Below are 12,206 nucleotides of genomic sequence, written 5' to 3' on the forward strand. Positions count from 1 at the left end.
GCTTACTGAAAAAATTAACATCTCTTGCTAAGCTTATTAAAGGCTTATAACACCTTCAGGCGGCCAGTCCGCCTGATTTCATTTTATGGATAATCATTATGAATAAATCGCTGGTAGCGGTAGGCGTCATTGTTGCGCTAGGCGTAGTCTGGACAGGCGGCGCATGGTATACAGGCAAGAAGATTGAAACCCATCTCGAAGACATGGTCGCGCAGGCGAACGCGCAACTCAAACTGACCGCTCCTGAATCCAACCTGGAAGTGAGTTATCAAAACTATCATCGCGGCGTATTCAGCAGTCAGCTGCAACTGTTGGTAAAACCCATTGCCGGGAAAGAAAATCCGTGGATTAAAAGCGGTCAGAGCGTCATCTTCAACGAATCGGTTGATCATGGTCCCTTCCCGCTTGCCCAGCTTAAAAAACTGAACCTGATCCCATCGATGGCATCAATTCAAACCACGCTGGTTAATAACGAAGTAAGCAAACCACTGTTTGATATGGCAAAAGGTGAAACGCCTTTTGAGATTAACTCCCGCATTGGTTACAGCGGAGATTCCAGTTCCGACATTTCGCTCAAGCCACTGAATTACGAGCAAAAGGATGAAAAAGTCGCATTTAGCGGCGGCGAGTTCCAGTTAAATGCAGACAGAGACGGCAAAGCTATCTCCCTTTCCGGGGAGGCGCAAAGTGGTCGGATAGACGCGGTTAACGAATACAACCAGAAAGTGCAGTTAACCTTTAATAATCTGAAAACCGACGGTTCCAGCACGCTGGCAAGTTTTGGTGAGCGCGTAGGAAACCAAAAACTGTCGCTGGAAAAAATGACCATTTCAGTGGAGGGCAAAGAACTGGCACTGCTGGAAGGCATGGAGATCAGCGGTAAATCGGATCTGGTCAATGACGGTAAAACGGTCAATAGCCAACTGGATTACTCGCTAAACAGCCTGAAGGTACAGAATCAGGATCTGGGCAGTGGCAAGCTGACTTTAAAAGTCGGCCAAATTGATGGCGAAGCCTGGCATCAGTTTAGCCAGCAATATAACGCGCAAACTCAGGCGCTGCTGGCACAGCCAGAAATTGCCAACAATCCCGAACTTTATCAGGAGAAAGTGACGGAAGCCTTCTTTAGCGCTCTGCCGCTGATGCTGAAAGGCGATCCGGTGATTACTATCGCGCCGCTAAGCTGGAAAAACAGTCAGGGTGAAAGTGCGCTGAATCTGTCGCTGTTCCTGAAAGATCCGGCAACGACTAAAGAAGCGCCGCAAACGCTGGCGCAGGAAGTGGACCGGTCGGTTAAATCTCTGGATGCGAAACTGACCATTCCGGTGGATATGGCAACTGAGTTAATGACTCAGGTAGCGAAGCTGGAAGGTTATCAGGAAGATCAAGCGAAAAAACTGGCGAAACAGCAAGTTGAAGGTGCATCAGCAATGGGGCAGATGTTCCGTCTGACCACCTTGCAGGACAATACCATCACCACCAGCCTGCAATATGCTAACGGTCAGATAACGTTAAACGGGCAGAAAATGCCACTGGAAGATTTCGTGGGTATGTTTGCGATGCCGGCATTAAACGTTCCGGCTGTACCCGCTATTCCGCAGCAGTAATTCACAGCCAAAACGCCGGAGATTTTTCTCTCCGGCGTTTTTTCTTACTTCAGCATAAAGTCATACTGAATACTCATTTTCACATCCCAGTAATTCAGGCGATCGCCCAGCGCACTGCCATCGCGCTTTTCCCGCCCTTTATCGGCAGCAAGAAAGAAATTCATCCCTTGTAACGGCCCTTCGCTGACCCGATAGTTCATACCACCTAAGATACCCGCGCCTTCAATCCGCACATCTCGTTTACTGGATTCATAGCCGCGAGTCACAATCGGTGCAAATGTCAGCGTAAATTGCGGAGTTAAACGATAATTGACGCCCAATTGCCAGGACTGCATTCCTTCACGGTTACGATCAAGACTTAATGAAAAGGGATAGCCAATGTCGGTGTCCACCACGGCACCATTCATTGCATGGCGCAAATAACCACCACTGCCAAATACGCTTCCCCACGGCGCATTCCAGGTCAATTGTCCACTAACCAACGCCGTTTCATTGGGCTGGCTGGTATTACGACTTAAACCTTCAAGTTGCGCGTAAAAGCCGAGCAACTCCCCTTTCAACGTATAATTCGGGTCAAGCGGTATGCTTTTCTCGAGAATACTTTGTATCTGATTGGAAACATCTTTCTGTACCGATGCCCCCAGAGAATAGCGACTGGTATCATCATGCCAACTGGCGGCTAAAAAAGAACGTGCGCGATGTTTATCGTATTTTCCCGTCTGGCTGTTATAAACACCTTCATCACGAATACCGGTTGTTGAATCGGTCCATAAAAATACTCGTGAACGCCACATTCCCCACAGATCAATATTTGGCGTTAAAGCCCAATAACCTAATGCTCCTTCAGAAACAGTCCGTAATGTACGTTGCGAACTGCCAGCCATTAACGGAATACGATAAGGTAAGCTACCATAACTATAATCCGTCCCGAAGCGACCTAATTTTAGCAGGCTATTTTCACTGGGTTTTATTTTTACTGCCCCCAGGGCAAAGCCAAAACTTTTATCACCATCAAGATACCACCGGGTACTCATATCAGCACGAGCACCTAATTTATAAACATAATACGCCCCGCCTTCAACGCCAATAATATTGGAATAATAACCACTATTGAAATCGAGCAATCCTCCCTGTACCCATGCGTAAATATCTCTTCCCGTGCCAGCACTGGGCTTATCAGCCCTGCGCAATTCGTTTTTCAGTCTGATGCGTAGTCCCGCTTCATCGTCAGCCAGTTGCGCCGCGTAAGCAGAGGTAAGGCCAGAGGCAGCCGTCAGGCAAATAACGGCCATGGCCACTATTTTTCTCATAGTTGCACCTTTGATGTTCTGATTATTTTTATTGAATATTAACTAGTGATATCGTTGATTAATTGCTGCTGCACTTTTTTACGATTATCAATTTCAACAACGATTTCTTTGAATTTTTTATCCGTGAGTGGATAAAACCAGATAATGACGAATGCCAGTAGCATAAATCCGCAAGGTACTAAGGCAATTGATGTGCGGATGCCCATAATAACTTCCGGCGTTTGCGCCTGATTGGCGATATATCCGCTTAATCCCAAAATAAAGGCAGGAATTGAACCTCCGATTGCCTGACCGCATTTACGGGTAAATGAGAATAGTGAATAGGTGAGCCCTTCAATTCGCACGCCGGTCAGGTATTCACCGTATTCTACGGTATCAGCTTCCAGTGCCCACATCACGGTCATGGTAACGCCCTGGCCAATTGATGCGATGGCCAACGCAACCAACGCCACCGGCAGTGACCAGACGGAAACCCAGAAGAACAGCAGATAACCGCAGGTTCCCAGCAAAGCGCCAATCAGGAAGGTATTCTTTTTACCGATCCTCGCGACCATCCCCGGCACCAGCGGTGCCGATGCCACAGTACCGACCAGGTTTTGCACCAGTACCAGCACAGTGAACAGCCCGGTATCATTTAACACATAGCGCACGTAGAACAACGACGAGGCGCTGACCGCGAAGGTCGAAATCAGCACACACAGCGCACCGATGCACAACATAAACAGCGGGCGATTCCGTTTCAGGGTTTGCAGACTGATCTTCAATGACGGCTGCGCCACGATACGTACCACATTCTCACGCGTCGATTTGAAGCAGATGAAGTAAAGCACCATTCCGGCAATCGCCAGCACAATTGTCCAGAAATGATATACCGACACCATCTCTTCCGGGCTGGAGTTCTTAATGCTCGGTCCTATCAGAAATGCCAGGCAGACAAAGGTCAATGAAGCGGCAATCCCGCGAGCCGCGCCCAGACGGGCGCGGGATTGTGGTTGTTGGGTCATCGCGGTAGCAAGTGAACCATAAGGAATATTCACCAGGCTGTAGCAAAGCCCGAGTCCCATGTAGGTCAAATATGCATACACAACTTTGCTGCTATGGCTCCAGTCGGTCGGCACCCAGAATACCAGCACGCTGAAGATCATTAACGGCGCAGTACCGAAGAGTAAAAACGGGCGGAATTTTCCCCATCGGGTATTCACACTGTCCACCACTCGTCCGGCAAAGACATCGGCGAAGGCATCGAATACCCGCACCAGTAACAGCATGGTGCCCGCCGCAGCGGCACCGACGCCAGCGACGTCGGTGTAGTAACTCAACAGGAAGAGCGCCCCCATTGCGAAGGCGAAGTTATTGGCGACGTCACCGAGGCTGTAGCCGACGATGGCGCGCCAGGAGAGTTGTTGATTCATTGTTTGCCTCCCTGCTGCGGTTTTTCACCGAAGTTCATGCCGGTCCAGCGTTTTTGCAGCAGAAAAGCCGCAGACTTCGGTTTGCGGTCGCGAGTGAAGATCCCTTTCTTGTTACCGCCAACGCGCAATATGCCTTGCGAGGTCGCAAAATCGGCGAAATTCCATACCTGCTCACCGACGACAGCGCTGACGCGATCAAAGACGCGGTGATACATATCCAGCCATGCACACTGATACTCTTCACTCCACATGTCGGTGTACATTGAGTGCAGGCCGGCTAACGTATCCACACCGTATTCGGTGATGATAATCGGCTGATGCAGTTTCTCCTGCCAGGCCAGAAGTTCTTTTTCCAGAACCTTCTCTGCCGTTTCCAAATCGCCGCTTTGGACATACCAACCGTAATAACGGTTCAGGCACAGCACATCAAAGAGATCGCTGATGGTATCGGTGTGAGCGTCGCAGAACATTACATTGACGCAGGTGATCGGACGCGTCGGGTCGAGTTTACGCGTTGCTTCCGCCAGTGGCGCGAAATATTCCCGTGCACCTTGCGGACGGGTATCCGGTTCGTTGGCAATACTCCACATCACCACGCTTGGGTGGTTTTTGTCACGCGCAATCAGCTCTTTAATCGCCTGTAAGTGCGCCTGCTGGGTTTCCCCGTTGACTGCCTCTTCGCTGTACAGTTCTTTCGGCTTGTTGCCCGCTTCGAAACCAATGCCTAAAGAGAGGTTAAAGCCGACAGCTGCAGTTTCATCAATCACCACGATGCCATGTTCATCTGCCCAGTCGAGCATCTCTTCAGCGTAAGGGTAATGCGAGGTACGGTAGGAGTTGGCCCCAATCCAGTCCATTAATGCGTGATCGTGCACCATCAGCACGTTATCGAATCCTTTGCCGCGCAAATCCGCATCTTCATGACGACCAAAGCCAGTAAAGTAGAACGGTTTGTGGTTGATCAGGAACTGTTCGCCCTTCACTGCCACTGACCGGATACCGACGCGCAGCAGGTAGATATCACACTCTGTCTGGCTTTTGGCTGTGACGCACAGTTCATAGAGATAACCTTCACCCGGTTGCCAGAGGTGCGGATTCACTACTTGCAAAGTCCCGCTGGTGCCTTGTCCAGTTGCAACCACCTGTTGATCCGCATCACGCAGTTCAACGCTGACATCACCATTTGCCACCACCTGCCAGTCAACAGATGCGTGGTTACAGTCTTGCGCGACATGCGTCACCACGGTGATATCGTCCACCCAGGTATTCGGCGTGGTGTAGAGCATTACGCTGCGATGGATCCCGGCGTAGTTAAAGAAATCATGAAAGTAAGACTGCTTTTTCTTGCCGTTTTCGTCGGTAATCACCATTCCCGGCGGGATAGTCTGCCAGTTCAGTTCGTTGTTCACACAAACAGTGATACGTACACTTTTCCCGGCAATAACATACGGAGTGACATCGGCTTCAAATGGCGTATAGCCGCCCTGATGCTCCATCACTTCCTGATTATTTACCCACACTTTGCCGTAATGAGTGACCGCATCGAAACGCAGTACAATACGCTGGCCCGCCCAACCTTTCGGTATAAAGACTTCGCGCTGATACCAGACGTTGCCCACATGATTACGAATATCTGCATCGGCGAACTGATCGTTAAAACTGCCTGGCACAGCAATTGCCCGGCTTTCTTGTAACGCGCTTTCCCACCAACGCTGATCAATTCCACAGTTTTCGCGATCCAGACTGAATGCCCACAGGCCGTCGAGTTTTTTGATTTCACGGGTTGGGGTTTCTACAGGACGTAACATAAGGGACTCCTCATTAAGATAAAAATACTGGTCAACCTTTAATCTGATTAGTTAACCAATTCTGTGTTGCACACAGTTATCTGTGAGAAACCCATGGAAGAGAAATGGAAATAAAAAGAACTGACACCGCGATCAAAAAACCAAAAACTGCAATACCCACAGCGTGATATTGATCGCATTAATCTTTAAAACAGCGTTGACAGAAGCCACAAAATAAGCAATCGAACGTTCGTTCGAACATATTGGGAACGATAAACCCTCATGATATATTGCTACGATGAATATTTAGGTGGGATTCTCCGATCCCTGGGAGGATGATTTTTGCACAGAGAAATTACGATATGAAACGCGGGCTCAGTTGTCACCAGCCCGCGGAAAGAGAGAGAGGATCAGGATGCGGTTAAGATACCGCCAATCATCGCGCGTAAACCCTGAGCAAACGACGCTTCACGAGCCAGGTCTTCCGCTTCGATATCGGCCAGTACACCGTAGGTCAGATCCAGCAGTAAACGTGAAGTCATTGCCGTGTTGATGTCTGGGCTTATCTCGCCTTTTTGCTGGGCATCACGCATCCGCTGGGCAACAAATTCCGTGATCGTCATATGCTTATTTTTAAGCATGGCGGCGACCTGTGGGTTACGCATCCCTTCCGCCATAATTTCGACCACCAGCGCTCGTTGCCCAAAGGCTTCATGGGTGAGAGAGACAATAGACTCGACCATATAGTCAACGAAATGAATCCCTTCAATCGGTTCCCGGAAACGGGCCAGCGCCCTCTCCTGGTCCTGTAAGATAATCGCCTGAATCAAGGCTTCTTTGGAGATGAAATGGTGATAGAGCGTCCCGGGACTAATGGCGCAGGATTTACAGATGGCTTTCATCGAGGCACTGTGAAATCCATTTTCTGAAAAAATCTCTCTGGCAGCATTGAGGATCCGGGTCCGTGTCGGTTGTGCTTCAGTCTGCATGTTATCCATCATTAAACCATTATAGTTAGCATGAATAACTAGTTTACCGCGTTGTCAGGTGAGCGCCTATCATTGCTGTTGAATAGTGCGAAGGCACACTCAATTCGTAAGCTTTTTATCCAGATATTGGTCAACCAATAGCCGTGATTTGGCTGCCAGTTGTTTAGCAGAGACGTTGATGAGTTGCACACGCTATCCCGGTAAACAACACATACGGCTGTTTACCGGTTCGTTAGTGTATTAATTGAGCTCCTGTACCCCACCACCGGAGACGGTGAGAATTTGTCCGCTTACCCAGCTGGCTGCAGGCGAGCAAAGGAACAGCGCCGCGTTAGCTATATCTTGCGGTTGGCCCAGACGTCTGATTGGTGTGTGTTGCAACATTTTCTGTTCAATCTCTGGTGTAATAACGGATTTCAGGGCATCGGTTAATATTGCCCCCGGCGCAATGCCATTCACCCGAATATTTTTTTCACCCAGGTCAAACGCCATATTTCTGACCAGATGACTGGCCGCAGCTTTAGATGATGCATAGGAGGTCATGTTTATATTTTTATTTTCTGCCGCCATAGAAGTAATGGTCAGAATAACGCCACCGCCATTTTTTTCCATTTCTGGCGCAACAAGTTGTGACAGATGGAAAAAAGAAAATACATTCAGTTCATAAGCGCGGCGAAAATCTGCCATTGGCATATCAAACGGTTTAGGACCACCGCCACCGGCGTTGTTAACCAGGATATCAACTTTACCCAACTTACTGACGGCAAAGTCTGCCAGTGCAGAGAGTTCCTGTTCGGAAGTAATATCGCAGCGGCAGGCAAATGCCTGACCACCCAGTTGTTGAATTTCATCTACAACATGATTAGCTGCATCGGCGTTAATATCACTGACCACCACAGATGCGCCAGCTGTCGCGAATGTAATGGCGATTTCTTTACCAATACCTGCACCCGCACCTGTAATGATGGCGCATTTTCCGTCGAGTCTCAGGTTGTCAGAATTAAACACATAAACCTCCTGTGAACTTCAGTAAAAATAAAAGGCACCGCCTGTGTGCCACATTTTTTATCATTAACCTTGAGGAAAGGACACTACCAGGTATAGCAGATAAAGAGAGGATTATTTCGCCGCAATGAGCCGGGCGGGAATAATAAGATTGCGTGAATGCGTCTCTTCATGGGTGATTTTTTGCATCATGCGATCCGCAAGTGTGGTACCAAGTTCCCGCGCTGGCGTGCTGGCCCAGGTAACGGGTATATCATCAAGTGTGGTTGGCGTTGCATCGGTAAATGCCGCCAGCGAAACCTGTTGCTCAAAGTAACGATCGACTCCGCTTTCCCCGCTTTGCCTTCCTGCTTTCAGCAAACCAAACCATGCCCCCATCGCAATAGTTTCGTTATAGCAAACCACGGCGCTGATGGTCGGGTTATGACGTAAAAGCGCCGTGATAGCTTCCGCGGCTTGCTTCTGGCTGGAAGTGCACTCCAGCACCCAATCGCTGTGAAACGGCAGGCCAAATTTTAGTAGAGTCGCACAATAGCCCCCCACCCTTTCTGCCCGGGTTAATGAGGAACTTTGCCCTCCCAGCCAGGCGATACGCTGATGCCCATTGCGAATGAGATGCTCCGTCAACAACTGTGCAGCCTGCATGTTGTCCGGGCGAACCGTATCAACGTCATCAAGATAACTGGCACGGGAAGCGAAAATCACCGGGATAGCTTTTTCTTCTGCTATCCGTCGCAGGTCATCGCTGCTTCCTGCAGCCCCGGCAATGACCACACCATCGACACCCTGATTCAGTAATAGTGAAAACCGCTGTGCCAGCTGCTCGCCGTCTTTACCGCCGTGAAGCAAAAAAACCATCCGTCCCTGCGCTTCCAGAGCTTCCGTCAATCCGGCCGTCAATTCGGCGTAAAACGGCGCAGATAAATCACGGACGATCAAACCAATGACGCCGCTTTGCCCGCCGCGCAGCGCCGACGCCTGGCGATTGCGCACAAATCCCAGCTCTTCAATGGCGGCGTTAACGCGTTCTCCTGTGGCGGTAGAGATTCGCCCTTTGCCACTAAGCACCAGCGAAACGGTACTTACCGACACGCCCGCAGCCAGCGCAACATCATGAATGGTTATTTTTTTGGCGGTAGCCATGCAGATGACCTACTCCCTGATTATGTGACAGATAAAACGTTTTACCTTTTATTTATCTTATACCCGCTATTATCGTTGTGTAATGTGATTTATGCCTCACTAAAATTTGATAAAACGTTTTATCTTCTCGCGCAATTTATTGAATCCAGATTGTTCTCTACGAGGAGTCGTTTTATGACGGCGAAAACAGCACCGAAAGTCACGCTGTGGGAGTTCTTCCAGCAGTTAGGCAAAACCTTCATGTTACCCGTGGCATTATTGTCGTTCTGCGGCATTATGCTCGGCATTGGTAGTTCTCTTAGCAGCCATGATGTCATCACCCTGATCCCGGTCCTGGGCAACCCCGTGTTGCAGGCTATCTTTACCTGGATGAGTAAGATTGGCTCGTTTGCTTTTAGTTTCTTGCCAGTCATGTTCTGTATCGCCATCCCGCTGGGTCTGGCACGCGAAAACAAAGGCGTAGCGGCATTCGCTGGCTTCGTCGGTTATGCGGTAATGAACCTCGCGGTAAACTTCTGGTTGACCAATAAAGGCATTCTGCCAACCACGGACGCCGCGGTTCTGAAAGCCAATAACATCCAGAGCATTCTTGGGATCCAGTCGATCGACACCGGGATCCTCGGTGCGGTGATCGCCGGTATTATCGTCTGGATGCTGCATGAGCGATTCCATAATATCCGCCTGCCGGATGCGCTGGCATTCTTCGGCGGTACGCGCTTCGTACCAATCATCTCCTCGCTAGTGATGGGTCTTGTCGGCCTGGTGATTCCATTAGTCTGGCCGATTTTCGCCATGGGTATTAGCGGCTTAGGCCATATGATCAACAGCGCGGGAGATTTCGGACCGATGCTGTTTGGTACCGGTGAACGTCTGCTGTTGCCGTTTGGTCTGCATCACATTCTGGTGGCATTAATTCGCTTTACCGACGCAGGCGGCACGCAGGAAGTCTGCGGTCAAACCGTCAGCGGTGCACTGACCATCTTCCAGGCGCAATTGAGTTGCCCGACCACTCACGGTTTTTCTGAAAGCGCCACGCGTTTCCTTTCGCAAGGCAAAATGCCTGCGTTTCTCGGCGGTCTGCCAGGTGCAGCGTTAGCTATGTATCACTGCGCGCGCCCGGAAAATCGCCATAAAATTAAAGGTCTGCTGATTTCTGGCCTGATCGCCTGTGTCGTTGGCGGCACGACCGAACCGCTGGAATTCCTTTTCCTGTTCGTAGCGCCAGTTCTGTATGTCATCCACGCGCTGTTAACCGGCCTCGGCTTCACTGTCATGTCTGTGCTCGGCGTCACCATCGGTAATACCGACGGCAATATCATCGACTTTGTGGTGTTCGGTATTTTGCATGGTCTGTCAACCAAGTGGTACATGGTGCCAGTAGTGGCGGCAATCTGGTTTGTCGTTTACTACATCATCTTCCGTTTCGCTATCACCCGCTTCAATCTCAAAACCCCGGGGCGCGATAGTGAAGTTGCCAGTTCAATCGAAAAAGCCGTTGCCGGTGCGCCGGGTAAATCAGGTTACAACGTTCCGGCAATCCTCGAAGCCTTAGGCGGTGCCGACAATATTGTCAGCCTCGATAACTGCATTACGCGTCTGCGTTTGTCTGTAAAAGATATGTCGCTTGTTAATGTGCAGGCACTGAAGGACAATCGGGCAATTGGCGTAGTACAACTTAATCAACATAACCTGCAGGTTGTTATCGGGCCACAAGTTCAGTCAGTAAAAGATGAAATGGCCGGTCTGATGCATACTGTCCAGGCATAAGGATAAGATATGTTCGATTTTTCAAAGGTCGTGGATCGTCATGGCACATGGTGTACGCAGTGGGATTATGTCGCTGACCGTTTCGGCACTGCTGACCTGTTACCGTTCACGATTTCAGACATGGATTTTGCCACTGCCCCCTGCATTATCGAGGCGCTGAATCAGCGCCTGATACACGGCGTGTTTGGCTACAGCCGCTGGAAAAACGATGAGTTTCTCGCGGCTATTGCCCACTGGTTTTCCACCCAGCATTACACCGCCATCGATCCTCAGTCGGTGGTGTATGGCCCTTCTGTTATCTATATGGTTTCAGAACTGATTCGTCAGTGGTCTGAAACAGGTGAAGGCGTGGTGATCCACACACCCGCCTATGACGCATTTTACAAGGCCATTGAAGGTAACCAGCGCACAGTAATGCCCGTTGCTTTAGAGAAGCAGCCTGACGGCTGGTTTTGCGATATGGGCAAGCTGGAAGCCGTGTTGGCGAAACCAGAATGCAAAATTCTGCTCCTGTGTAGCCCACAGAATCCTACCGGGAAAGTGTGGACGTGCGATGAGCTGGAGATCATGGCTGACCTGTGCGAGCGTCATGGTGTGCGGGTTATTTCCGATGAAATCCATATGGATATGGTTTGGGGCGAGCAGCCGCATATTCCCTGGAGTAATGTGGCGCGCGGAGACTGGGCGTTGCTAACGTCGGGATCAAAAAGTTTCAATATTCCCGCCCTGACCGGTGCTTACGGGATTATAGAAAATAGCAGTAGCCGCGATGCCTATTTATCGGCACTGAAAGGACGTGATGGGCTTTCTTCCCCTTCGGTACTGGCGTTAACTGCTCATATCGCCGCCTATCAGCAAGGCGCGCCATGGCTGGATGCCTTACGCGTCTATCTGAAAGATAACCTGACGTATATCGCAGATAAAATGAACGCTGCGTTTCCTGAACTCAACTGGCAGATCCCGCAATCCACTTATCTGGCCTGGCTTGATCTACGTCCGTTGAATATTGACGACAACGCGTTGCAAAAAGCGCTTATCGAGCAAGAAAAGATCGCGATCATGCCGGGATATACCTACGGTGAAGAAGGTCGTGGTTTTATCCGACTCAATGCCGGCTGCCCACGTTCGAAACTGGAAAAAGGTGTGGCTGGATTAATTAACGCCATCCGCGCTGTTGGTTAACCCC

General features: G+C 49.9%; 9 protein-coding genes. 3 read left to right on the forward strand and 6 right to left on the reverse strand.

From position 1 onward, the window contains the following. The first annotated feature begins 98 nt into the window (after window positions 1-98). Window positions 99-1,607: a YdgA family protein gene (locus tag C4F37_RS09180; protein WP_001043353.1), complete on the forward strand. Its 1,509-nt coding sequence runs from the start codon at window positions 99-101 to the stop codon at window positions 1,605-1,607. Between the two features lie 44 nt (window positions 1,608-1,651). Here the strand turns inward: C4F37_RS09180 and uidC are convergent, their stop codons facing one another. The 6 genes from uidC to malI all read right to left on the reverse strand — a co-directional run bounded on the left by uidC (window position 1,652) and on the right by malI (window position 9,253). Continuing rightward, window positions 1,652-2,917: a glucuronide uptake porin UidC gene (gene uidC / locus C4F37_RS09185; RefSeq protein WP_001538786.1), complete on the reverse strand. Its 1,266-nt coding sequence runs from the start codon at window positions 2,915-2,917 to the stop codon at window positions 1,652-1,654. 38 nt (window positions 2,918-2,955) lie between these two features. Next, window positions 2,956-4,329: a glucuronide transporter gene (gene uidB / locus C4F37_RS09190; protein WP_001075831.1), complete on the reverse strand. Its 1,374-nt coding sequence runs from the start codon at window positions 4,327-4,329 to the stop codon at window positions 2,956-2,958. Continuing rightward, a complete protein-coding gene (uidA, locus tag C4F37_RS09195; RefSeq protein ID WP_001538788.1) occupies window positions 4,326-6,137 on the reverse strand; it encodes a beta-glucuronidase in 1,812 nt (603 codons plus the stop codon). Before uidA ends, uidB begins: the two co-directional genes overlap by 4 nt. A 389-nt stretch (window positions 6,138-6,526) precedes the next feature. Beyond that, complete coding sequence (uidR, locus tag C4F37_RS09200) at window positions 6,527-7,117, reverse strand: DNA-binding transcriptional regulator UidR (RefSeq protein WP_000969092.1); 591 nt, start codon at window positions 7,115-7,117, stop codon at window positions 6,527-6,529. 228 nt (window positions 7,118-7,345) lie between these two features. Continuing rightward, window positions 7,346-8,113, reverse strand: a complete 768-nt coding sequence (hdhA, locus tag C4F37_RS09205; RefSeq protein WP_000483362.1) for a 7-alpha-hydroxysteroid dehydrogenase — start codon at window positions 8,111-8,113, stop codon at window positions 7,346-7,348. Between the two features lie 111 nt (window positions 8,114-8,224). Next, a complete protein-coding gene (gene malI / locus C4F37_RS09210; protein ID WP_000179503.1) occupies window positions 8,225-9,253 on the reverse strand; it encodes a mal regulon transcriptional regulator MalI in 1,029 nt (342 codons plus the stop codon). A gap of 174 nt (window positions 9,254-9,427) precedes the next feature. Between malI and malX the strand changes: the two genes are divergently transcribed. Both malX and malY read left to right on the forward strand, forming a co-directional pair. Then, window positions 9,428-11,020 carry a PTS maltose transporter subunit IICB gene (gene malX, locus C4F37_RS09215; RefSeq protein WP_000125604.1) on the forward strand — a complete coding sequence of 531 codons (1,593 nt, stop codon included), beginning with the start codon at window positions 9,428-9,430 and terminating at the stop codon, window positions 11,018-11,020. 9 nt (window positions 11,021-11,029) lie between these two features. After that, entirely contained in the window at window positions 11,030-12,202 is a 1,173-nt protein-coding gene (gene malY, locus C4F37_RS09220; RefSeq protein WP_000459359.1) for a bifunctional maltose regulon transcriptional repressor/cystathionine beta-lyase MalY, read from the forward strand. Window positions 12,203-12,206: the final 4 nt, after the last annotated feature.

Source organism: Escherichia sp. R1, assembly GCF_003000935.1.
GTDB lineage: Bacteria > Pseudomonadota > Gammaproteobacteria > Enterobacterales > Enterobacteriaceae > Escherichia > Escherichia coli.